23 protein-coding genes are annotated in these 20,215 nt (G+C 71.7%); 14 read left to right on the forward strand and 9 right to left on the reverse strand.

Features of this window, described 5'->3' with window-relative positions:
* Window positions 1-3 precede the first annotated feature (3 nt).
* The 5 genes from ACT54X_RS23115 to nifH form a co-directional block, all read right to left on the reverse strand.
* Window positions 4-489, reverse strand: a complete 486-nt coding sequence (locus ACT54X_RS23115) for a hypothetical protein (protein ID WP_476348829.1) — start codon at window positions 487-489, stop codon at window positions 4-6.
* A gap of 32 nt (window positions 490-521) precedes the next feature.
* On the reverse strand, window positions 522-848 hold the full coding sequence (locus ACT54X_RS23120; RefSeq protein WP_476348831.1) for a hypothetical protein: 327 nt from the start codon (window positions 846-848) through the stop codon (window positions 522-524).
* A gap of 69 nt (window positions 849-917) precedes the next feature.
* Complete coding sequence (gene nifK / locus ACT54X_RS23125; RefSeq protein WP_354319915.1) at window positions 918-2,477, reverse strand: nitrogenase molybdenum-iron protein subunit beta; 1,560 nt, start codon at window positions 2,475-2,477, stop codon at window positions 918-920.
* 89 nt (window positions 2,478-2,566) lie between these two features.
* Complete coding sequence (gene nifD / locus ACT54X_RS23130) at window positions 2,567-4,024, reverse strand: nitrogenase molybdenum-iron protein alpha chain (protein WP_476348833.1); 1,458 nt, start codon at window positions 4,022-4,024, stop codon at window positions 2,567-2,569.
* 76 nt (window positions 4,025-4,100) lie between these two features.
* Entirely contained in the window at window positions 4,101-4,982 is an 882-nt protein-coding gene (gene nifH / locus ACT54X_RS23135) for a nitrogenase iron protein (RefSeq protein WP_234192530.1), read from the reverse strand.
* A gap of 387 nt (window positions 4,983-5,369) precedes the next feature.
* Here nifH and ACT54X_RS23140 point away from each other — a divergent pair, with 387 nt between their 5' ends.
* From ACT54X_RS23140 to ACT54X_RS23175, 8 genes are read left to right on the forward strand one after another with little or no spacing between them, the layout of a single operon-like run.
* Entirely contained in the window at window positions 5,370-5,834 is a 465-nt protein-coding gene (locus tag ACT54X_RS23140) for a group II truncated hemoglobin (RefSeq protein ID WP_476348836.1), read from the forward strand.
* Window positions 5,831-6,439 carry a hypothetical protein gene (locus ACT54X_RS23145; protein ID WP_476348837.1) on the forward strand — a complete coding sequence of 203 codons (609 nt, stop codon included), beginning with the start codon at window positions 5,831-5,833 and terminating at the stop codon, window positions 6,437-6,439. Before ACT54X_RS23140 ends, ACT54X_RS23145 begins: the two co-directional genes overlap by 4 nt.
* A 17-nt stretch (window positions 6,440-6,456) precedes the next feature.
* Window positions 6,457-6,987, forward strand: coding sequence for an ankyrin repeat domain-containing protein (locus ACT54X_RS23150; protein ID WP_476348839.1), 531 nt, complete (start codon window positions 6,457-6,459; stop codon window positions 6,985-6,987).
* 22 nt (window positions 6,988-7,009) lie between these two features.
* On the forward strand, window positions 7,010-8,635 hold the full coding sequence (locus ACT54X_RS23155) for a nitroreductase family protein (RefSeq protein WP_476348841.1): 1,626 nt from the start codon (window positions 7,010-7,012) through the stop codon (window positions 8,633-8,635).
* The gene (locus tag ACT54X_RS23160) at window positions 8,632-9,462 is read left to right on the forward strand and encodes an ankyrin repeat domain-containing protein (protein ID WP_476348843.1); all 831 of its coding nucleotides are present in this window, start codon (window positions 8,632-8,634) and stop codon (window positions 9,460-9,462) included. Before ACT54X_RS23155 ends, ACT54X_RS23160 begins: the two co-directional genes overlap by 4 nt.
* 21 nt (window positions 9,463-9,483) lie before the next feature.
* Window positions 9,484-9,918, forward strand: a complete 435-nt coding sequence (locus tag ACT54X_RS23165; protein ID WP_294368705.1) for an ArsC/Spx/MgsR family protein — start codon at window positions 9,484-9,486, stop codon at window positions 9,916-9,918.
* A 31-nt stretch (window positions 9,919-9,949) separates the two neighbouring features.
* Window positions 9,950-10,189: an FmdB family zinc ribbon protein gene (locus tag ACT54X_RS23170; RefSeq protein WP_294368706.1), complete on the forward strand. Its 240-nt coding sequence runs from the start codon at window positions 9,950-9,952 to the stop codon at window positions 10,187-10,189.
* A 51-nt stretch (window positions 10,190-10,240) separates the two neighbouring features.
* Window positions 10,241-10,678 carry an Ohr family peroxiredoxin gene (locus ACT54X_RS23175; protein WP_294368708.1) on the forward strand — a complete coding sequence of 146 codons (438 nt, stop codon included), beginning with the start codon at window positions 10,241-10,243 and terminating at the stop codon, window positions 10,676-10,678.
* 48 nt (window positions 10,679-10,726) lie between these two features.
* Here ACT54X_RS23175 and ACT54X_RS23180 read toward each other — a convergent pair whose 3' ends face one another.
* Window positions 10,727-11,008, reverse strand: a complete 282-nt coding sequence (locus ACT54X_RS23180) for a DUF6156 family protein (RefSeq protein WP_476348846.1) — start codon at window positions 11,006-11,008, stop codon at window positions 10,727-10,729.
* Between the two features lie 8 nt (window positions 11,009-11,016).
* Window positions 11,017-11,184 (reverse strand): hypothetical protein, encoded by a 168-nt coding sequence (locus tag ACT54X_RS23185; protein ID WP_294368711.1) that lies wholly within the window; start codon window positions 11,182-11,184, stop codon window positions 11,017-11,019.
* 259 nt (window positions 11,185-11,443) lie between these two features.
* Between ACT54X_RS23185 and ACT54X_RS23190 the strand changes: the two genes are divergently transcribed.
* The 6 genes from ACT54X_RS23190 to ACT54X_RS23215 all read left to right on the forward strand — a co-directional run bounded on the left by ACT54X_RS23190 (window position 11,444) and on the right by ACT54X_RS23215 (window position 18,109).
* On the forward strand, window positions 11,444-12,898 hold the full coding sequence (locus tag ACT54X_RS23190; RefSeq protein WP_476348848.1) for a cytochrome-c peroxidase: 1,455 nt from the start codon (window positions 11,444-11,446) through the stop codon (window positions 12,896-12,898).
* 45 nt (window positions 12,899-12,943) lie between these two features.
* Window positions 12,944-14,449 (forward strand): hypothetical protein, encoded by a 1,506-nt coding sequence (locus ACT54X_RS23195; RefSeq protein WP_476348850.1) that lies wholly within the window; start codon window positions 12,944-12,946, stop codon window positions 14,447-14,449.
* Between the two features lie 75 nt (window positions 14,450-14,524).
* Window positions 14,525-15,049, forward strand: coding sequence for a hypothetical protein (locus ACT54X_RS23200; protein ID WP_294368721.1), 525 nt, complete (start codon window positions 14,525-14,527; stop codon window positions 15,047-15,049).
* Between the two features lie 22 nt (window positions 15,050-15,071).
* Window positions 15,072-16,190, forward strand: coding sequence for an ABC transporter substrate-binding protein (locus tag ACT54X_RS23205; RefSeq protein ID WP_294368723.1), 1,119 nt, complete (start codon window positions 15,072-15,074; stop codon window positions 16,188-16,190).
* A gap of 12 nt (window positions 16,191-16,202) precedes the next feature.
* Window positions 16,203-17,294: a FecCD family ABC transporter permease gene (locus tag ACT54X_RS23210; protein WP_476348853.1), complete on the forward strand. Its 1,092-nt coding sequence runs from the start codon at window positions 16,203-16,205 to the stop codon at window positions 17,292-17,294.
* On the forward strand, window positions 17,291-18,109 hold the full coding sequence (locus tag ACT54X_RS23215; protein ID WP_294368730.1) for an ABC transporter ATP-binding protein: 819 nt from the start codon (window positions 17,291-17,293) through the stop codon (window positions 18,107-18,109). Before ACT54X_RS23210 ends, ACT54X_RS23215 begins: the two co-directional genes overlap by 4 nt.
* A gap of 48 nt (window positions 18,110-18,157) precedes the next feature.
* Here the strand turns inward: ACT54X_RS23215 and ACT54X_RS23220 are convergent, their stop codons facing one another.
* Together ACT54X_RS23220 and ACT54X_RS23225 are read right to left on the reverse strand one after the other, a co-directional pair.
* Window positions 18,158-18,580 (reverse strand): hypothetical protein, encoded by a 423-nt coding sequence (locus ACT54X_RS23220; RefSeq protein WP_294368733.1) that lies wholly within the window; start codon window positions 18,578-18,580, stop codon window positions 18,158-18,160.
* The gene (locus tag ACT54X_RS23225) at window positions 18,577-20,208 is read right to left on the reverse strand and encodes a flavin monoamine oxidase family protein (RefSeq protein WP_476348855.1); all 1,632 of its coding nucleotides are present in this window, start codon (window positions 20,206-20,208) and stop codon (window positions 18,577-18,579) included. The genes ACT54X_RS23220 and ACT54X_RS23225 overlap by 4 nt, the downstream gene beginning before the upstream one ends.
* Window positions 20,209-20,215: the final 7 nt, after the last annotated feature.

The following is a 20,215-nucleotide window of genomic DNA, read 5'->3' on the forward strand; positions in this document are numbered from 1 at the left end:
CGGTCAGTTGTCGTCGGCGAGTATTTCCAGCTCGACCAGTTGCCGGTAGAGGGCGCGCCGGGCCCACCAGCGCGCATCGCCGGCCAGCCCCGGGTCGTGGCCCTCGAAGGCGGCCACCGCCTCGGTGTCGCTCCAGTAGATGCAGGGCCGGCCCCCGCGTGCGGCGATGGCGGCCGTCAGCGCCTCGCGCTCGGCCACCGGCGCGGACTGCAGCACACCGCGGCCCAGCAGGTGATCGGCGCGGTACAGGGGGGTGTCCCAGCCATGCTCGTCGCCCAGGCCGCAGATGGCGGGCAGCGCCGCGCGGGCCGCTTCGCCCGGCCCGTCGTGGCCATGCGCCTGCAGCAGTTCGCGCGCCGTGAGCACGTCGTGGATCTCCCAGGGCTGCAGCGTGTCGGTCGCAGCGACCTTGCGGGCCAGGTCCTCGTCGTCATAGGCAAACCAGGCATGCGGCTCGCCGGCGTCCGGCTGTTCGACGACGTAGATCATGGTGGGGCCTCAGGCAGTGCCGGACGGACGGCTCACTCCACGCCTTCGGCGTGCGCCTTGGCCCACACGGCCTTGCTGATGCGCTGGGTGATGCCGGCCGGGCTGGAATCGAACACCCGCTGCGCGGCCAGCAGCGCGCCCTGGGCGATGGCCGCCTGCTCGTGGGTCAGGGGCAGCCGGCCCGCCACATGCGTGGCACCCGGCACGGCACGCAGGATGGCCTGCCGGTTGGGGTGGTCGAGGATCTCGACCAGGTGCTCGGCCTCGCGCACCCCGTCCAGGCAGACCCAGCCATCGATCACTTCGACCTTGCGGCCGTCTTCCGTGGTCTTGACCCACACGCGTTCGGGTTCGGACATGGGCGATCCTCGATTCGGTGAAGAAGTGAAGCCAGGCGCCAGGCCGGCCGCGAAGGCCGGCCGGCGTCCTCAGCGGATGATGTCGTAGCTGTAGTCCGTCTTGCCCGGCACGATGGTGTTCGCGTCCAGGGTCTCGAAGAACTCGTCCAGCAGCATCACCAGCGTGCGCAGCGCACCGTCGTAGCCCCAGGTGGGATAGCGGTGGTAGTGGTGGCGGTCGAAGATCGGGAAGGTCATGCGCACCAGCGGCGTCTTGGTGTCGCGCTCCAGGTACTTGCCGTAGGTGTTGCCGATCAGGAAGTCCACCGGCTCGGTGAACAGCAGCGAGCGCATGTGCCACAGGTCGCGCTTGGGATAGACCTTGCAGTTGGCACCGTAGGGCGAGGCGTCGAACAGCGCCTGCACCTTGGCGGCCCAGTCGTCGTTGCCGTTGGTGGCCAGCACGTGGGCCGGCTCGGCGCCCAGTTCCAGCAGGAAACGGGTGGTGCCCAGCATCTGGTCAGGATCTCCGTACAGCGCGAAGCGCTTGCCGTGCAGGTGGGCCTGGCTGTCGGCCATGGCGTCCACCAGCTGGCCGCGCTCCTTCTCCAGCTCGGCCGGGATCGGCTTGCCGGTCAGGCGCGAGATGGCCATCAGGAATTCGTCGGTGCCGGCCACGCCCATGGGGGCATTGAGCACCACGACTTCCTGGCCGTGCTCGGCGATGAACTTGGAGGTCTTCTCGCAGCAGTATTCCTGGAAGACGATGGTCGCCTTGGCGTGCAGTGCGGCCTCGACCTCTTCCTTGGTGGTGCCGCCCTCGTACATGCGGAACTCGCCGTCGGTGGGCGTGTTCCAGGTCTCGGATGGGTCGCAGATGATGTTCGCCTTCACGCCGAACAGGCTGAAGATGCGACGGATCTCCTTCATGTTGCCCACGACGAAGCCGTCGAAGCCGCCGATGAAGTTGATGCTGTCGTTGGGCACGCGCTCCAGCTTGGGCGCCGTGCCGGCCTTGCCGTCCCAGAAGTGCTTGAGGATGCCCAGCAGCGCGTTGTCGTAGCCGGTGATGTGGCTGCCGACGAAGGCCGGGGTGTGCGCGAAGGGCACGTCGTAGGCCTCGGGCACGCTGCCCTTCTGCTTGCTGTTCTTGATGAAGGCGTCCAGGTCGTCGCCGATCACTTCCGCCATGCAGGTGGTGCTGACGGCGATCATCTCGGGCTTGTACAGGTTATAGGCGTTGGCCAGGCCGTCGATCATGTTGTTCAGGCCGCCGAACACCGCCGCGTCCTCGGTCATCGAGGAACTGACGCAGGAGGTGGGCTCCTTGAAGTGGCGGCTGAAGTGGCTGCGGTAGTAGGCCACGCAGCCCTGCGAGCCGTGCACGAACGACAGCGTCTTGTGGAAGCCGTTGGCCACATACACCGCACCCAGCGGCTGGCAGGCCTTGGCCGGATTGACGGTCAGCGAATCGCGGGCGAAGTTCTTCTCTTTGTAGTCCTCGGTCTTGGTCCACTCGATGACCTGCTTGATCTTGTCGTCGGGGTGGTTGAACTCGAACTCTTCCTTCTTGCGTTTGAAGATGTCCTGGTATTCCGGCTCGCGGAACAGCAGTTCGTGGTCGAGGATCTTGTCGGCGGATTGGGGCATGGCGGGCTCCGATGGAAAAGAGGTCGTGGGGCGGCTCGGACGGCCCGCGCACGGGGTGCGCGCGGGCCGCGGCGTTGCGCAGGCGGGGATCAGGACTTCCAGGGCGCCTTGGTCAGGCCCCAGATCGGCGAGCTGATCGCCATGTCCATGTCGCGGGCGAAGATGGCGAAGCCGTCATAGCCGTGGTAGGGGCCCGAGTAGTCCCAGCTGTGCATCTGGCGGAAGGGCACGCCCATCTTCTGGAAGACGTACTTCTCCTTGATGCCGGAGCCGATCAGGTCGGGCTTGATCTTGTCGACGAAGTGCTCGAACTCGTAGCCGGTCACGTCGTCGTAGATCAGCGTGCTGTCCTTGATGTAGTGCGTGGTGCGCTGGTAGTCGTCGTTGTGGCCGAACTCGTAGCCGGTGCCCACCACGTCCATGCCCAGGTCCTCGTAGGCGCCGATCACGTGGCGCGGACGCAGGCCGCCCACGTACAGCATGACCTTCTTGCCCTGCAGGCGCGGCTTGTAGCGCGCGATGACGGCATCCATCAGCGGACGGTACTTGGCGATGACCTTCTCGGCGTTGGCCTTGATGGTGTCGTCGAAGTGGCTGGCGATCTCGCGCAGGCTCTTCTCGATCATCGTGGGGCCGAAGAAGTTGTACTCCACCCATGGGATGCCGTACTTCTCTTCCATGTGCCGGCTGATGTAGTTCATCGAGCGGTAGCAGTGCAGCACGTTGAGCTTGGCGCGGGGCGTGTTCTCCAGCTCGGCGATGGTGCCGTCGCCCGACCACTGGGCGATCACGCGCAGGCCGATCTCTTCCAGCAGGATGCGGCTGGACCAGGCATCGCCGCCGATGTTGTAGTCACCGATGATGGCCACGTCGTAGGGCGTGGAGACGAAGTCGGGCCGCTTGTCGGGGTCGGCCTTGTCGAACACCCAGTCGCGGATGGCGTCGTTGGCCAGGTGGTGGCCCAGCGACTGGCTCACGCCACGGAAGCCTTCGCAGCGCACGGGCACGATGGTGTGGCCTTCGTACTCCTTGCTCTTCTTCTTGCTGACGGCCTCGATGTCGTCGCCGATCAGGCCGATGGGGCATTCGGACTGGATCGAGATGCCCTTGTTCAGCGGGAACAGCTCTTGGATCTCGTCGATGATCTTGTCGAGCTTCTTGTCGCCGCCGAAGACGATGTCCTTCTCCTGGAAGTCGGAGGTGAACTGCATCGTGACGAAGGTGTCCACGCCGGTGACGCCGATGTAGTAGTTGCGGCGCGCGGCCCAGCTGTACTGGCCGCAGCCCACCGGGCCGTGGCTGATGTGGATCATGTCCTTGATCGGGCCCCAGACCACGCCCTTGGAGCCGGCGTAGGCGCAGCCGCGGATGGTCATCACGCCCGGCAGGGATTTGATGTTGGACTTCACGCCGCAGTCGGGCTTGCCTTCTTCGAAGGTGCCCAGGTGCTTGGCGCGCCGCTTGGCCATCTTCTCGGGATAGGCCTTCAGCACTTCATCGATCAGGGCCTTGTTCGCGGCCTTGCGCTCTTCAACGGTGGCGGTCATGGGGGATGCTCCGTAAGGATGGGAAGGGGGCGGCGCCGGGCCCCGCCGCGCGGGGCCCGGGCTTGCACGCCTGGAATCAGGCGGCCAGTTCGGCCGCGGCCTTGCCGACCTGCGACTCGTCGATCTGCTTCATGATCCCGTGCTCCATCAGCAGGTCTTCCAGCTGGTCCATGGTGATGGGCGTGGGGATGGTGCCGTTGCCGGCGTTGTTGTGGACCTTGCGGGCCAGCTGGCGGTATTCCTCGGCCTGCTTGGACTCGGGTGCGTACTCGATCACCGTCATGCGGCGCAGCTCGGCGTGCTGCACGATGTTGTCGCGCGGCACGAAGTGGATGAGCCGGCTGCCCAGCATCTTGGCCAGCGACTCGGCCAGTTCCAGTTCCTTGTCGGTCTGGCGCTCGTTGCACACCAGGCCGCCCAGGCGGACGCCGCCGCTGTTGGCGTACTTCAGGATGCCCTTGGAGATGTTGTTGGCCGCGTACATGGCCATCATCTCGCCGGACATGACGATGTAGATCTCCTGCGCCTTGTTCTCGCGGATGGGCATGGCGAAGCCGCCGCACACCACGTCGCCGAGCACGTCGTAGGAGACGTAGTCCACGCCGTCATAGGCGCCGTTCTCTTCGAGGAAGTTGATCGAGGTGATCACGCCGCGGCCGGCGCAGCCGACGCCCGGCTCCGGGCCACCGGACTCCACGCAGCGGATGTCCTTGTAGCCGATCTTCATCACGTCCTCGAGCTCCAGGTCCTCCACCGAACCGGCTTCCGCCGCCAGCGAGAGGATGGTGTCCTGGGCCTTGGCGTGCAGGATCAGGCGGGTGGAGTCGGCCTTGGGATCGCAGCCGACGATCAGGATCTTCTGGCCCAGCTCGGTGAGCGCGGCCAGCGTGTTCTGGGAGGTGGTGGACTTGCCGATGCCGCCCTTGCCGTAGAAGGCGATTTGCCGAAGTTTGGACATTGCGATTACTCCAGTGAGAGTGAAGGGTTGAAAGGTTGCGTTGCAGAAAGCCGCGCCCATGTCAGCCTGTCGTGGTCCTGCTGTAGCTCTTCTTGTCGGGGTCACGCATCGGCCGGACTTGTGTCCGCGCACCCCCTCTTCGCAGCTTCCATGCCATGCCCCTTCGACCGGCATGGAATCCCTCCGAAAGTCCACTCTCCAGAGGGAGAAAGGCCCATTCGCCCCCTGCGTCGGCGGCCGACGCGGGGCTTGTACGGTTCGCGACAAACCCTGCATCGCGCGTCGCGAAAACGGCGGCGTTGCGCCGCACACCGCCCAGCAGCCTGTCGCATTTGGCTGCCTTGTCGCGCGCCAGGGCGCTGGTACGCCGATTGCAGAACGCAGACCATGACCCCGTCCATTCCCACGGCCCCGTCGCCGCACAACACGCACTACGAGCGCCTGGGCGGCGATGCAGCCATCGCGCGGCTGGTGGAGGCCTTCTACCGCCACATGGACACCTCGCCCGGCGCGCAGCGAATCCGCGCCATGCACGAGCCCGACCTGAGCGCGACGAAGGCGGTGCTGGTGCTCTACCTGCGCGAATGGCTGGGCGGCCCCAAGGACTATTCCGCCCGGCGCGGCCATCCGCGGCTGCGCATGCGGCACGCCGGCTTCGCCATCGGCGCGGCGGAGCGCGACGCCTGGCTGGCCTGCATGCAGGCCGCCCTGCAGGCCGTGGGGGCCGACGCCGCGCTGCAGGCCGAGCTGATGGCCGCCTTCTTCAAGACCGCCGACTGGATGCGCAACACCGACACCCGGACCGCGCCCCAGCACCCCCTTTCCCTCACCACCCTCAAGGAAGCCCCATGACCGCCACGGCCACCCAGACCGAGATCCAGGACACCGCCTTCGCGCGCCTCGAAGCCGAAGGCCGCCTGCTGAACCCGGTGCTCAAGGCGCCCACCCACAAGCTGGGCCGCTTCGGCTTCCGCGGCGAACTGGCGCTGCGCTTCTCGGCCAAGCTGGCCGACGAGGCCCGCCCGCCCGAGCTGACCTGCGACCAGGTGATGGCCGTGGCCACCACCGGCGACAAGCACCTGCCCTTCTTCTGCGGCTGGCTGCTGTCCTTCGAGTCGCTCAAGGACGTGGCCGAGACGCTGGGCGACACGCTCAGCGCCGGCGGCAAGTACTTCCTCTTCTGCGACAACATCGACCTGTCGAAGAAGTACCAGGTGCCCTACAAGGGCGCCATGTTCTACGTGCTGCCCATCCTGGAGAACACGGTCTACAACGAGATGCTGGAACTGCTCTACCTGGAGAAGGGCGACCTCAAGAAGAAGGACACCGCCGGCAAGCTCGACGCCGTGGCCGATGCCGCGCTGAAGTTCGACGTCACCTTCGACACCATCACCTACGCCGAGGGCCTGGCGCTGATGGGGCCGGTGCGCAACCCCAACGAGAACCGGCCGGTCTGAACCCGCACGGCACCGCCATGCCTGCCCCGCTTCCTGCCCACGGGCCCTGCGTCCTCGCGGACGAGGCGCCCATCGCCCGCCTGCATCCGCGGCGGGCCGGGTCTGCCTCCGTCGCTGCGCTGTCCAACTGGCTTGCGCAGCAGGGCTTTCCAGGCCCCTTCGCGCGCGCCGAGGACGGCGAGACCGCCCTCATGCGCGCCGCCTGGCTGGGCGACGCGTCGGCCACCGCCGTCCTGCTGGGCCGCGGCGTGCCGGTGGATGCCGAGGACGACCAGGGCCGCACCGCCCTCTGGTACGCCTGCCTGCAGGGCTGGCCCGCCACCATCGTGCAGTTGCTGGAGGCCGGGGCCGACATCGACCACGCGGACGACGACGGCCTCACCTGCCTGATGCAGGCCGCCGCCAGCGGCCGCGCCGAGCTGATGGCCCTGCTGCGCCGGATGGGCGCCAGCGCCGTACCCTGCGCGCCCGATGGCCGAGCCGCGGCGGACATGGCGGCCGACCGCGCGCGCGAGCTGCTGCGCCATGCGCGGCGGCTGAGCGCCTGAAGACCCTGCGCGCGAGACACCCATGCCCCTCCTGGCCTACCACGCGCGCACCAAGCACCGGCCGCAGCGCTATGCGGCCGGCCCCGAGACGCTGGACTGGGACGCGCAGCCCGACCCCTTCCGCCGCTATGCCGGCGCCCCGCAGGTGGCGCTGCCGCTGCCCGCCGCCCGGCGGCAAACGCCCTGGGCCGCGCTCTTCGCGCCCGGCGCCCTCCCGCCCGCCGCTCCCACGCTGGAGAGCCTGGGCCTGCTCTTCGAGCTGAGCCTGGCGCTGTCGGCCTGGAAGCAGGCCGGCCCTGACCGCTGGGCCGTGCGTTGCACACCCTCCAGCGGCAACCTGCATCCCACCGAGGGCTACCTGCTGGCGCGCGGCGTGGCGGGCCTGCCCGACGGCCTGCACCACTACACCCCCGAGCTGCATGCGCTGGAGCAGCGCGCCAGCCTGGCCGCTGCGCCCGGCACGGCCCCCGCCCTTGCGGTGGGCCTGTCCTCCATCCACTGGCGCGAAGCCTGGAAGTACGGCGAGCGCGCCTTCCGCTACTGCCAGCTCGATGTCGGCCATGCGCTGGGCGCCCTGCGCTACGCCGCCGCCCTGCTGGGCTGGCGCCTGCACGACCTGCGCCCCGGCCACGAGGCCATCGCCCGCTGCCTGGGCCTGGACCGGCCCGGGGACTTCGGCGACGCCGAGCTCGAAGAGCCCGAGCTGCTGCTGGCCCTGGACTTCGGCGCGCCGCTGGAAGCGCACTGGCACGGCCTGGACGACTGGCAGGGCCGCGCCAACCGGCTCGACGCGTACCCCATGTACCGCTGGCCCGTGATCGGCGAAGCCGCCCGCGCGTCGCGCGCGCAGGCCGCACCGCCTGCGCCGACCGGCAAGGCCGCGCCAGACGCGGCAGTCCCTGCGCCGACCGCAGTGCAGAGGGCCCCGGCGGACGCCGAATCGCTGATCCGCCGTCGCCGCAGCGCGCAGCGCTTCGACCCTACGGCCCGGCTGCCGGCGCAGCGGCTCTGGCCCCTGCTGGGCGCCCTGCAGCCCCGCCATGGCGACACGGCCGTGCTCCCCTGGGACGCCGTGGCGCAGCCGCCGGCCGTGCAGGCCGTGCTCTTTGCCCATCGTGTCGACGGGCTCGCGCCCGGCGCCTACCTTCTGCCACGCGGCGCCGATGGCGCTGGCGATGACGCGCCGCCCGCGCTGCACGCCGCCCTGCCCCACCTGGACTGGCAGCGCGTGGACGCGGCACCGCTGCCCCTGTGGCGCCTGGCCCTGCACGACGGCCTGCCGGCCGCGCTGCGCACCCTCAGCTGCCACCAGGCCCTGGGCGCGCACGCGGTGTTCGTCATCGCCCTGCTGGCCGACCTGGCCCCCTTGCGCACCGAGCCCGCCCGCTACCGCGCCCTGCTGCGAGAAGCCGGCCTGGCCGGCCAGGTGCTGTACCTGGAAGCCGAGGCTGCCGGCCTGGCCGGCACCGGCATCGGCTGCTATTTCGACGACGAGGTGCATGCCCTCGTCGGCCTGCCAGCCGAGCCCGTCGCCGGAGCGCAGTGGCAGGTGCTCTACCACTTCAGCGTCGGCCGGGCCCTGCACGACGAGCGCATCCGCACCGAACCGCCCTATCCCCACCGAAGCCCTGCCTCCCCGCCGCCATGACCGGACAACGCACCTACCGCCGCATCACCGCCGCCGAACTGCCCGCCTGGCGCGAGCGCCATCCCCAGGCGCTGGTGCTGGACGCCCGCGACGCCGTCCACCATGCCCAGGACGCCCTGCCCGGCGCGCTGCGCCTCAGCGGCGACAACCAGGACGCCCTGCTGCTGCGCACCGACCGCCGCCGGCCCGTGCTCATCTACTGCTACCACGGCCGCGCCAGCCAGACCTGGGCGCAGATGTTCGCGGACTTCGGCTTCACCGAAGTGGTGGACCTGATCGGCGGCCACGCGGCCTGGCTCGCCCACGCACAGGCTGCCGCACGCCCGGCCGAGCTGCACGCCGTACCCCCGGCCACATCCGCCCGCCCCGTGGCGCCGGCCCTGGCCGCCTGGCTCGCGCAGCAGGGCCTCGCCGGCCCCGAGGCCCGTGGCCCCCATGGCAACACGCCGCTGATGCTGGCCGCCTGGCGCGGCCAGGCGGATGCGGTGCAGGCCCTGCTGGCCCATGGCGTGGCGCTGGACGCCACCAATGCCGACGGCAACAACGCCCTGTGGCTGGCCTGCGTGCATGGCGAGCCGGCGTTGATCGAGCGGCTGGTGCAGGCCGGCGTGCCACTGGACCATGCCAACAAGGTCGGCGCCACCTGCCTCATGTATGCCTCCTCCGCCGGCAAGACCCAGGTGCTGCGCACCCTGCTCGCCCTCGGCGCCGACTGGCGCCCCCGTACGCAGGACGACTTCACCGCCCTGGACATGGCGGCCAACCTCGAATGCCTGCAGCTGCTGCGCGAGGTCGAACGCCGCGCACGACCCGCGCTGGCGGCCTGAGAAGCGGTGAACGAGCACGTCATGGCCCACATCGTCTTCTACGAGAAGCCCGGCTGCGGCGGCAACGCGCGCCAGAAGGCCCTGCTGCGCGGCGCCCGCCACACGCTGGAGACCCGTGACCTGCTCTCCTGGCCCTGGACGGCCGGGACGCTGCTGGACTTCCTGGCGCCGCTGCCGGTGGCCCAGTGGTTCAACCGTGCGGCACCGCGCGTCAAGTCGGGCAAGGTGGTGCCCGAGGCGCTGGGCGCCGACGCGGCCCTGGCTCTGCTGCTGGCCGAGCCGCTGCTCATCCGCCGCCCGCTGATGCAGTGGGGCGACACCCGCATGGTGGGCTTCGACACGCAGCAGGTGCACGACTGGGTGGGCCTGGGACCCAACGCCCCGGCGCCCGCGGCCCTGGAAGGCTGCGCCGCCGCGCCCCATGCCTCCGGGGGCTGTCCTGCCCCGTCGCCCTGAGATCCATTCCTTCTGCCATCTGGAGCGCCCCATGCCCCTCTACGACTACCACTGCAGCGCATGCGGCCACGGCTTCGAGGCGCTGGTGCGGGCCGGCGCCACGCCGCCCGCCTGCCCTGCCTGCGGCAGCGCCGCCGTGGACAAGGCCCTCTCGCGCATCGCGCCCGCCGGCAAGATCGAGGCGATCCGCATGTCCAACCGCCGCGCGGCCGCGGCGGCCGGCCACCTGAGCCACTTCAGCCCGGCCGAGCGCAAGAAGCTGCTGAAGTAGCAGTGGACGGCAGCGCCGCAGCCCCATCCATCGACGACAAGGAACAAGGCCATGGACATCGTCTACAAGACCACCATGCTCACCCAGGGCGGCCGCAGCGGCCAGGTGCAGAGCGAGGACGGCGGCTTCAAGCTCAAGCTGGCCGTGCCCACCGAGATGGGCGGCCCGGGCGGCGCGCCCAATCCTGAGCAGCTTTTCGCAGCGGCCTTCGCCGCCTGCTTCGAGCATTCGGTGCGCCACATCGCGCGTGCCGACAAGCTGCCGCTGCGTGGCTGCTATGCGGAGGCCACGCTGTCGATGTACGTCACCTTCGAGGGCGCCTACCGCATGGCCCTGAGCCTGACGCTGTTCATGGCCGGCACGCTGGACCAGCCCACCGCCGACAACCTGGTCGAGCGCGCGCGCGGCATCTGCCCCTATGCGGACGCCACCAAGAACAACATGACGCTGAACGTGAAGGCCGTGCTGGACACGCCGGTGGCGGCCTGAGCAACCCGCCCCACCTCTCAGGAGGCGCGGCTGCGCGCCCTGCCCCTTTCAGCCCAGCACCAGCTCGCGCGGTGCTTCGCCTTCCTCGCTCACGGTCACGCCCGCCAGGGCGCCATCGGCCGCCCAGCGGTAGTCGTGGCGCATCTCGACCGCGCCGTACACCAGCTTCTCGATGCACAGCGGACGGCCGGCTTCGTCGTAGCTGGCGCGAAAGCAGGTGTTGCGGTGGGCAATGGCCTCGGGCGGCAGCTCGCCCACCAGCCGCAGGGGCAGGCCCCGGCCGCTGTAGCTGCTGAAGTAGCGCAAGCCGGACTGGGCAGATTCGTTCATGGCATCCCTCAATCCGGCGTCATGTCCGGCTGCAGCAGCACCTCGTCCGGCTGGCCGCCGCCGGGGCTGAACAGTTCCACGCCGCCCAGCGGCGAATAGCCGCCGTCACCCTCCAGCAGCACCGTCGCCTGCGGTGGCAGGCGGCGCAGGGCTTCGATGAGCTGGAGCACGTTCATGGTCAGGCAGGCGCGGACAGGCGATGCCGCCGTGGACTGCAAGGCGCATGCCGCGCCCCTGCGCAGCCGCTGCACGCACGAACACCGGCCGGCGACCGGGGAGCGTGCCCGGCTCTGTCGCAAAGCCGACCGGCGCTGTCCGTTCTGTCGGCTTCGCGGCACGCAGACCGCCTTGAATCCGCCCTTCACGGCACCTGACGGGATGGCACACGGGTTGCAAACGCTATGTACTCGACGACATATTGAATTGCTCCCTTCCATGCCTGCTTCGCGTCTGCGCATCGCCCTTCTGAGTAGCCTTCTGGCCCTGCTGTGCTCTGCCTGTGGCGGCGGTGGTGGTGGGGGTGGTGGCGGGCTGGCACTGCCGGCAGCCGCCAGCGGCACGACGGCAGACGCCGGCACATCGTCCGCAACCGCCACCGGCACGACGACGACTGCGGCCTCCGATCAGCACGTGGCCACCGTCGACCTGGACGCCGCGCTGCGCGCCCAGCTCTCGGCCAACGGCATCGTCGCCCCGGCCCGGCCCGTGGTGGACGCCGCCCTGTTCGCCCTGGGCCAGAACCTCTTCTCCAGCACCCTGCTGTCGGGCAACCAGAAGGTCGCCTGCGCCAGCTGCCATGCCACCGGCAATGCCGGCGTGGACGGCCTGGCACTGGGCATCGGGGTCGACGGCACGGGCAGCCCGCCCACGCGCAGCGGCACACCGGTGATCCATCGCAACACGCCGGCCCTGGTCAACCACGGGCAGGGCAACCGACGCTTCCTGTTCTGGGACGGCCGGGTGGCCGTGCGGGCCGACGGCGGCTTCGACACACCCGCGGGCAACCGCCTGCCCGCGGGGCTGCGCGACGTGACGGCCGCGCAGGCGCTCTTTCCGCTGATCTCGCGCACCGAGATGCTCGGTGCCTACGACCCCGCGGATGGCAACGCGCTGGCCGACCTGGTCAGCGACGACGCGGTGGAGCACAACCCCCAGCCCGTGTGGGACGCGCTGATGCAGCGGCTGCGCGCCAACGCCGGCTTTGCCGCCCAGCTGGCGGCGGCCTACCCCGGCATGGCGCCCGCGGACATGGGCATCGCCCAGGCGGCCAACGCGCTGTCGGCCTTCCAGGCCCAGCGCTGGTACGAGCTGGGCAACAGCAACCGCCTGATCGCCTACGCCGCCGGCACCGGCGACCTGCCGGATGCGGCCAAGCGCGGCGGCCTGCTCTTCTTCGGCCAGGCCCGCTGCGCCCGCTGCCACACGGGGCCGCTGCTGAGCGACCAGCAGTTCCACAACCTGGCCGTGCCCCAGCAGGGCCCCGGCTTCGGCAGCGGCGCCGCGCAGACGCCGCCGCGCGACCTGGGCCGCTACGAGACGAGCGGGCTGGACGCCGACCGCTACGCCTTCCTCACGCCATCGCTGTGGGAGGTGAAGAACACCTTCCCCTACATGCACGACGGCGTGTACGCCACGCTGGAGCAGGTCGTGCGCCATCACCTGGATGCCGCGGGTGCGGCCAATGCCTTCCGCTGCCCGGCCACTGCGGCCGTGGCCGGCAACCCGGTGCCCTGCCAGGACAGCCGCAACGCCCCGGCCCTGTACGCCGACATGCTGGCCCGGCTGGCACCCGAGATGCGCACGCCGGTCGCGCTCACCGACACCGAGCTGGCCGACCTGCTGGCCTTCCTGGACGTGCTGGCCGACGGCAACAACACGGCCGTGCGCTGACGCGTCCCCCCCCTTTCCCTCCGCTTTCCCACCCGCCCCACCGCCATGCACCACCGACCCTTCGCCCTGCGCCTTCCCGCCCTGCTGCTCGGCAGCCTCGTCCTGGCCACGGCCTGCGGCGGGGGCGGCGGGGACGGCGCGGCCTTCGTTGCGGCCAGCACGCCCGCATCCACCACCTCCACGACTTCCTCCGACAGCAACACCCCGGCCGGCACCAGCGCCGCGGCGTCCCCCGAGGACGCGCCGCCGGTCACGCCCGCAATGAGCTTCGACGTGCAGGCCGCGGGCAGCCAGAGCCTGATGCCGGCAGACCCCAGCACCGCGCAGGATCCGACCAACCCCGCCAACAGCCCCTCGGGCACGACGCCCTACTTCGTCGCCCGCACCGGCATCACGGTGGACACGCTCAAGGCGCTGATGGCCGATGCCACCACCTTCCCGGTGGCGGAAAGCCCGGTCACGGTGAAGGTGGGCCCCGACAGCTACACCGGCTTCCGCCTGGCGGACGTGGTGGTGCGCGCCACCCGGTTCCGACCGGCCGACTACAACACCGGCGCCTTCGGCGTCACCACCGCGGTGATCGCCAGTGGCGCAGGCGGCGACAAGGCCGTGTTCAGCTTCACCGAGCTGATCCGCACCACCAACGGCAACGCCACCGTGGTGGCCTACCTCAAGAACGGCGCCACCCTGCCCGATGCCGAAGGCCGCATGGCAGTGCTCGCCGCCAACGACACCGACCCGGCGCTGCGCAAGGTGGCACGCCTGCAGACGATCGGCGTGCGAAAAGAGTACGCGGCCACCAGCTACACGCTGTCTTCCCCCGCCTCGGCCGCGGCGGTGACGCCCGACGCCATCGCCTTCCAGGTGAGCGGGCGGGTGAAGCGGCCCATCGCCGTTACATCGCCGGCCCTGTCCACCAGTTCCAGCCAGGGCTACTACGCCGTCACCATGGTGGGCGACAAGGACGCCGCCAGCCTGCCCACCTACTACTTCCACACCTACGGCCCGCGCCACACGGTCTACCTGTGGGGCCAGGGCGTGCGGCTGACCGACGTGCTGGACGCGGCCGGCCTGGAACTGCCGGCGCAGAAGAACCGCTGCTTCGTGGTGCTGACCAGTGCCAACAACCAGCCGGCGCTGTTCTCGTGCGGCGAGCTCTACAACTCCGTGGTGGGTACCGGCGGCGGCAGCCCCGGCAGTGCGAACCGCAGCCGCCACCAGGGCGTGCTGCTGGTCACCGACGACCTGCGTGCGGGCTCCGGCAACAACATGATGATGAATTGCTGGGTCAGCCTGGACAACTGCACCAAGACCAACAGCGCCGACCCCACGACCTACACCAGCGCCATGGACGCCAACGGCGACAAGGTCAACTACATGTCCGTGGCGCTGGTCTCCACCGAGGACGCCCAGCCCTTCATCCCCTTCGGCCGCTGGTATCCCATGCCCGCCACCTGTGCCAGCACGGTCTGGCCATGCAATGCCTGGATCGACGTCGGCGAGCGGCTGCAGCAGAACATCAAGAGCCTGGCCGTGTACTACGCCGACTGACCCGTGCCCGGGCGCGCGTCATCCCGCTTTCGACGCTTTCACCGCTTTCCCTGCCATCCCCACCAGGAGTGCACCATGAACCCCCAGCCCTCATCCCCCGCCTGGCCGGGCCCCGGCCCGATGTGCGGACATGGCCTGCGGCGCCCCGCGCCGCCGCCACGGCCACAGGTCCACATCGGCGGCTGGGTCCGCCGGTCCGTGGCCCTGGATGCCCAGGCCCTGGAGGCCATGGGCGCCGAGGACGTGCCGGGCTTCGTCGTCCGTTGCACGCTCGACGGCGCGCACGGCGGTCCGCGGCCCATGCGCGGCGTGCCGCTGCGCCGGCTGATCGAGCATGCCGAGCCCGCCTTCGGCGAGCGCACCGACTTCAAGCGCACGGCCGTGGTGGCCGAAAGCGCGGACGGCTACCGGGCCCTGTTCTCGTGGGGCGAGCTGTTCCACACGCAGGTCGGCGAGGGCGTGTACCTGGCCTTCGACTGCGCCCGCGCGCCGCTGGACGCCCACACCGCCCCCTTCGCGCTGCTGAGCCTGCACGACACCCACACCGGCCCGCGCTTCGTGCGCCAGTTGGCGTCGGTGGACCTGCACCGGCTGTGGTGAGACCCTGGCGAAGGACCGTTCCATGCCCCGCATCGACCTCTCCCGGCGCCTTCGCGGCGCCGCCGCCATCGCCCTGCTGGGCCTGTCCACGCTGGCCGGCGCTGCACGCGCCGTCGAGCTGGTGGACGACCTGGGCCATCGCCTGGACCTGCCCGCGCCCGCGCAGCGCGTCTACGGCAGCGCGCCGCCCTTCATGGTGCTGCTGGCCAGCCTGGCGCCCGAGCGCGCCATCGGCCTCAACTTCGCGCTGCCGCCCGGGGCGGCGGCCTATGCGCCCCCCGGATTCGCCGCGCTGCCCGTGCTCGGCGGCGTGGCCGGGCACGGCCTGCTCGCCGACCCCGAGGCCCTGATCGTCCTCAAGCCCGACCTGGTCCTGGGCTGGCACTTCAGCCTCTCCAACGACGAGGAGACGCTGGCCCTGGGCCGCCGCACCGGCGCCCCGGTGCTGATGCTGCGGCTGGAGCAGCTGACCGACTGGCCGCGCGCCTATGCCCTGGCCGGTCGGGCGCTGGGCCTGGACGAGCGCGCCCGCCTGCTGGGCGACTACATCCGCGACGCCCTGGCCCGCGTGCAGGGCGCGGTGGCCGGCGTGCCGCCCGCGCACCGCGTGCGGGTGTACTACGCCGAGCAGACTGACGGCCTGGCCACCGAATGCGACCAGTCCTTCCACGCCGAAGCCATCGCCCTGGCCGGCGGCGTCAACGTGCACCGCTGCCTGCAGTCCTCCGTCCAGGGCCTGGAACGGGTGAGCCTGGAGCAGGTGATGCAGTACGACCCCGACGTGATCGTGGTGCAGGAGCCGGCCTTCATGGCCCGCCTGCAGGAGGACGCGCGCTGGCGCGGACTGCGCGCGGTGCGCGAGGGCCGCGTGCACCTGGTGCCGCGCCTGCCCTTCAACTGGATCGACCGCCCGCCCTCGGCCACGCGCGCGCTGGGCATCCAGTGGCTGGCAGGCCTGTTCTATCCGCAGCGCTTCGCCTTCGACGCGCAGCAGGCGGTGCCGGCCTTCTACCGGCTCTTCTTCGGCATCCCGCTCGATGCGCAGCAGGTGCGTGCGCTCATGGCGGCCTCGTCGTCCGCGCCGGCCGAGGCGCCGCCCCACATGCACCATGGCGGCATGGCGGCGCCATCCAGGCCATAGCCGCGTGCTGCCATGTTCACCGGCTGGACCCATGAGGACGCCGTGTGCGACCCGCAGGCACCCGAGGGCGCGGCGGCCCGTCGCCCTGCATGGCCTGAAGCCGGCGCGCCCGCGGCCTGTGCCGCGCTGGCCCTGGCCGCCGCCCTGTTCGCGCTGGGCAGCGGGCGCTACCCGCTACCGCTCGCGGACGTGCTGCGGGGCCTGGGCGCGGCCCTGGGCCTGGTGCAGCTGCCGGACATGCAGGCGCAGTTGCTGCACCGGCTGCTGATCGACATCCGCCTGCCGCGCGTGCTGGCGGCGCTGGCGGTGGGCGGGGCGCTGGGCCTGTCGGGCGCGGCCTACCAGAGCGTGTTCCGCAACCCGCTGGTCTCGCCCGACCTGCTGGGCGTGATGGCGGGCGCCAGCGCCGGCGCCGCCCTGGGCCTGGTGGCCGGCTGGCCCTGGCCGGTGGTGCAGGGCCTGGCCTTCGGCGGCGGGCTGCTGGCGGTGGGCCTGGGCGTGGCCATCGCCCAGGCCTTCGGCGGGGCCACGGTGCTGATGCTGGTGCTGGGCGGCATCGTCAGCGGCGCCCTGTTCACCGCCCTGCTCTCGCTGGCCAAGGTGCTGGCCGATCCCTACAACCAGCTGCCGGGCATCGTCTACTGGCTGATGGGCAGCCTGGGTCACGCCGGCCTGGGCGAGCTGGCCCTGGCCGCGCCCCTGCTGCTGCCGTGCGCGCTGCTGCTGTGCCTGGCCGGCCCCTGGCTGGACGCCCTGGCCATGGGCGACGACGAGGCGCGCAGCCTGGGCCTGCCGGCCCCTGCGCTGCGGCTGGCGGTGATCGCGCTGGCCACGCTGCTGTCGGCACTCACCGTGGCGCTGGCCGGCATGATCGGCTGGGTGGGCCTGGTGGTGCCGCATGCGGCGCGCCTGCTGGCCGGCCCGACCAACGCCCGACTGCTGCCGGCCTCGGCCTGCCTGGGCGCTGCCTTCCTGGTGGGCTGCGACAGCCTGGCGCGCAGCAGCCTGCGCGCCGAGGTGCCGATCGGCATCGTCACGCAGCTGCTGGGCATTCCGCTCTTCCTGGCCGTACTGGGCCGGGCCCGCCGGGGTTGGAACGGATGAGCACCCGACCGCCCCCGAGCGCGCCTGCCGACGGCCGCGACGCGGATGCCGAGGCCCGGGATGCGGATGCCGAGGGCCGTGGGAGCGCCGGCCCGCTGCTGCAGGCCAGCGGCCTGCGCTGGTCCCGGCGCGAGGGCCTGTGGGGCCCGCGCCGCGAGGTGCTGCGCGGCGTGGACCTGCAGGTGGCGACCGGCGAGGTGCTGGCTCTGATGGGTCCCAACGGCGCCGGCAAGAGCACGCTGCTGCGCCTGCTGCTGGGCCTGCTGCCGCTGCAGGCCGGCATGCTGCAGCTGGAAGGCCGGCCGCTGGCGCAATGGACGCGCCGCGAGCTCGCGCGCCGCGTGGCCTACGTGCCGCAGCAGCACGAGCCGCCCTTTCCCTATACCGTGCATGACGTGGCCGCCCTAGGCGTGCTGCCGCATGCCGGCACGCCGGGTGCGGCCCGGGCGCGCGGGCGCATCGGCCCGGTGCTCGCGGAACTGGGCCTGGCCGATCTGGCGCAACGGCCCTACACCCGCCTGTCGGGCGGACAGCGCCAGCGGGTGCTGATCGCCCGGGCGCTGGTGCAGGGCGCCCGCCTGCTGCTGTGCGACGAACCCGACAGCGGCCTGGACCCGGGCCAGCAGCAGCGGCTGCTGCAGATCCTGCGCGGTCTGGCCGCGCAGGGCCGTGCCGTCGTGCTGTGCACCCACCACCCGGCGCATGCGCGCGCCATCGCCGGGCGGACGCTGCTGCTGCGCGACGGCCGCGTCATGGCCCAGGGCAGGACGGAACAGGTGATTGCGGACGACTGGATGCGACGGACTTACGGGTAGCGTCCCGGGCCGCTTCGCGGCGCGCGCGGGCCTGCCGCCGGGGTCGCGTCAGGGCACCATCTGGAACAGCTCGGGCTGCCCCTGCCGGTACACGCGCAGCCACAGCAGCGTGGCCGGCAGCACGGCCTCGCAGCCGAAGGCCAGGGCCTCGTCCAGCGCCGGCCCGGGCGGAAGGGCCAGGCGCTGCGCGAGCGACTGCCAGCCGTCCCAGTCCAGCTCGGGCATGCGGGCGCGCACGCCCGGGGCCAGGGTGCCCAGCGCCGCCGCCATCTGGCCCAGCAGGCGCTGTACCTCCTGTCGGGTCAGGCGAGAGCGCAGCAGCTCGTCGCGGGTGAGGCCCTCGACGAGCGTGGCGATGCCGGTGCCGGCCTGCTCCACGATGCCCAGCAGGGCGCCGGTCTCGATGCCGCCGCCCGCCGCCTGTACGCCCTCTTCGGGCACGGCGCTGGAAGGCCCCGGCGAGGCATTCATGCCAGGCACTCCCCCGCGGCCTCGGCGGCGGCGCACAGGCGCGCGTTGAGCTCCAGCGCAAAGGCCTGCCAGGCCGCGGCCAGCGCGCGGGCGATGGCACGCCGGTCCTCGTCGTCGGGCCGGTGCTCGTGCGGCAGGTTGGACAGCGCGCAGGAGCGCGCGTTGAAGCCCAGCGCCTCGTCGACCAGCGACTGGCTCCAGCCCGAGAAGGCGGCCAGCAGCGGCGGTGTGAGCGGATGCCGCCCCTGCGCCGGCACCCCGGCCTCGGCCGCCAGCACGGGCAGCAGCGCGTCGAGGCAGGCCAGCGCCTCGCCGTAGCACTGTTCGGCACTCGCGCGCAGCGCGCGGGCGCTCAGGCCGCCCTGCAGCTCCGCGCCCTCGGCCGTGCCGGACAGCATCCGCACCAGATGGCGGCGGTAGTGATCGGGGCCCTGGGCGCGCAGGCCCTGCACGGCCTGGCAGAAGGCGGCGACGGCGGCCGGCGCGTCCACCGCCGCGGCGAAGACGGTGCCATCCGGCTGCAGCAGCTGGTGCGAAACGCGTTGCGCACTATCCAGCGCGCCTTCCATGTGGCCGGCGCCGTGCAGGGCGGTCTCGGTGCCGGCGAAGAACAGCCGACTACCCCACCAGGGCTGGCGCAGCCGCGCGTCGGCCCGCGGCGGCTCGGCGGGGCCGGCGCGGTCGGCCTGCGCACAGGTCCAGGGCTCTTCGGCCCAGTCCTGCAGGTGAAGCTCGCCGTCCTGCGCCTCGGCGCCGTAGAGCTGGCTGAGCTGGCTGTGCACCAGCAGCGGCAGGCCGCGGCGGAAGTCCTGGCGCTGCTGCGCATCCAGTGCCACGAAGCCGGCCAGCGTGCCCTGCGGCCCGGTGCCCGCGTCGAACACCTCGCCCAGCACGGCCTGCGGATGGCGCACGAAGGCATTGCCGGAATGGCCGGCCTCGCGCCAGAAGGGCCGGCCGAAGGCGCTCGCCGCCTTGGCCTGCGCAGCCATCCAGGTGGGCACGGCCGCCAGGGCATCCGCCAGCGCATCCGGCAGGGCCGGCACGAAGCGGATGCGCTCGGCGGCCAGCCTCGGCGGCAGGGCCAGCACCAGCTGCGCGACGTGCAGGCGCTGGCCATCGGCCAGTTGCAGCAGCACGCCGCCGCCTTCCGCCCGGTGCACTTCGCACACCGCGGCCGTCAGGCACAGGGCCTGCGGCGGCAGGGCGTCGGCCAGCGTCTGCGCCAGCCGCGCGCTGCCGCCCTCGATGCGGCGCGCGCCCTGGTGCACCTGGCCGGGGGCGGCATCGTGCCGTTCGGGGGCGCGCTCGGGATCGTCCAGCCAGAGCGCGTCGCCCGGGTCGTGCTGGGGCACGCTGGCCAGGCCCAACTCGGCCAGCAGCGCCACGACGCCGGGCTCGGTGGCGGGCCAGAACCACGCGGCGCCCAGGTCCAGCGGCTGGCTGGTGGCGGTGCTGACGCGCGTGAGCAACCGGCCGCCGATGCGCTCGCGTGCCTCCAGCACGCGGACCTGGCGGCCGGCCAGGTGCAGGCGGCGCGCCAGCGCCAGCCCGGCCAGGCCGGCGCCGACGATGGCGACGTCGCAGAAGAGAGGGCCGGCAGCGCCAGCCTCGGAAGTCCTGGCGTGCATGGCAGTC

This window comes from Pseudacidovorax sp. DMC4, assembly GCF_056314265.1.

What these genes read in the sequence shown, in the direction of transcription:
- ACT54X_RS23115 (WP_476348829.1), bottom strand. Translation starts at nt 489, where the DNA reads ATGATCTACGTCGTCGAACAGCCGGACGCCGGCGAGCCGCATGCCTGG.
- ACT54X_RS23120 (WP_476348831.1), bottom strand. Translation starts at nt 848, where the DNA reads ATGTCCGAACCCGAACGCGTGTGGGTCAAGACCACGGAAGACGGCCGC.
- nifK (WP_354319915.1), bottom strand. Translation starts at nt 2,477, where the DNA reads ATGCCCCAATCCGCCGACAAGATCCTCGACCACGAACTGCTGTTCCGC.
- nifD (WP_476348833.1), bottom strand. Translation starts at nt 4,024, where the DNA reads ATGACCGCCACCGTTGAAGAGCGCAAGGCCGCGAACAAGGCCCTGATC.
- nifH (WP_234192530.1), bottom strand. Translation starts at nt 4,982, where the DNA reads ATGTCCAAACTTCGGCAAATCGCCTTCTACGGCAAGGGCGGCATCGGC.
- ACT54X_RS23140 (WP_476348836.1), top strand. Translation starts at nt 5,370, where the DNA reads ATGACCCCGTCCATTCCCACGGCCCCGTCGCCGCACAACACGCACTAC.
- ACT54X_RS23145 (WP_476348837.1), top strand. Translation starts at nt 5,831, where the DNA reads ATGACCGCCACGGCCACCCAGACCGAGATCCAGGACACCGCCTTCGCG.
- ACT54X_RS23150 (WP_476348839.1), top strand. Translation starts at nt 6,457, where the DNA reads ATGCCTGCCCCGCTTCCTGCCCACGGGCCCTGCGTCCTCGCGGACGAG.
- ACT54X_RS23155 (WP_476348841.1), top strand. Translation starts at nt 7,010, where the DNA reads ATGCCCCTCCTGGCCTACCACGCGCGCACCAAGCACCGGCCGCAGCGC.
- ACT54X_RS23160 (WP_476348843.1), top strand. Translation starts at nt 8,632, where the DNA reads ATGACCGGACAACGCACCTACCGCCGCATCACCGCCGCCGAACTGCCC.
- ACT54X_RS23165 (WP_294368705.1), top strand. Translation starts at nt 9,484, where the DNA reads ATGGCCCACATCGTCTTCTACGAGAAGCCCGGCTGCGGCGGCAACGCG.
- ACT54X_RS23170 (WP_294368706.1), top strand. Translation starts at nt 9,950, where the DNA reads ATGCCCCTCTACGACTACCACTGCAGCGCATGCGGCCACGGCTTCGAG.
- ACT54X_RS23175 (WP_294368708.1), top strand. Translation starts at nt 10,241, where the DNA reads ATGGACATCGTCTACAAGACCACCATGCTCACCCAGGGCGGCCGCAGC.
- ACT54X_RS23180 (WP_476348846.1), bottom strand. Translation starts at nt 11,008, where the DNA reads ATGAACGAATCTGCCCAGTCCGGCTTGCGCTACTTCAGCAGCTACAGC.
- ACT54X_RS23185 (WP_294368711.1), bottom strand. Translation starts at nt 11,184, where the DNA reads ATGAACGTGCTCCAGCTCATCGAAGCCCTGCGCCGCCTGCCACCGCAG.
- ACT54X_RS23190 (WP_476348848.1), top strand. Translation starts at nt 11,444, where the DNA reads ATGCCTGCTTCGCGTCTGCGCATCGCCCTTCTGAGTAGCCTTCTGGCC.
- ACT54X_RS23195 (WP_476348850.1), top strand. Translation starts at nt 12,944, where the DNA reads ATGCACCACCGACCCTTCGCCCTGCGCCTTCCCGCCCTGCTGCTCGGC.
- ACT54X_RS23200 (WP_294368721.1), top strand. Translation starts at nt 14,525, where the DNA reads ATGAACCCCCAGCCCTCATCCCCCGCCTGGCCGGGCCCCGGCCCGATG.
- ACT54X_RS23205 (WP_294368723.1), top strand. Translation starts at nt 15,072, where the DNA reads ATGCCCCGCATCGACCTCTCCCGGCGCCTTCGCGGCGCCGCCGCCATC.
- ACT54X_RS23210 (WP_476348853.1), top strand. Translation starts at nt 16,203, where the DNA reads ATGTTCACCGGCTGGACCCATGAGGACGCCGTGTGCGACCCGCAGGCA.
- ACT54X_RS23215 (WP_294368730.1), top strand. Translation starts at nt 17,291, where the DNA reads ATGAGCACCCGACCGCCCCCGAGCGCGCCTGCCGACGGCCGCGACGCG.
- ACT54X_RS23220 (WP_294368733.1), bottom strand. Translation starts at nt 18,580, where the DNA reads ATGAATGCCTCGCCGGGGCCTTCCAGCGCCGTGCCCGAAGAGGGCGTA.
- ACT54X_RS23225 (WP_476348855.1), bottom strand. Translation starts at nt 20,208, where the DNA reads ATGCACGCCAGGACTTCCGAGGCTGGCGCTGCCGGCCCTCTCTTCTGC.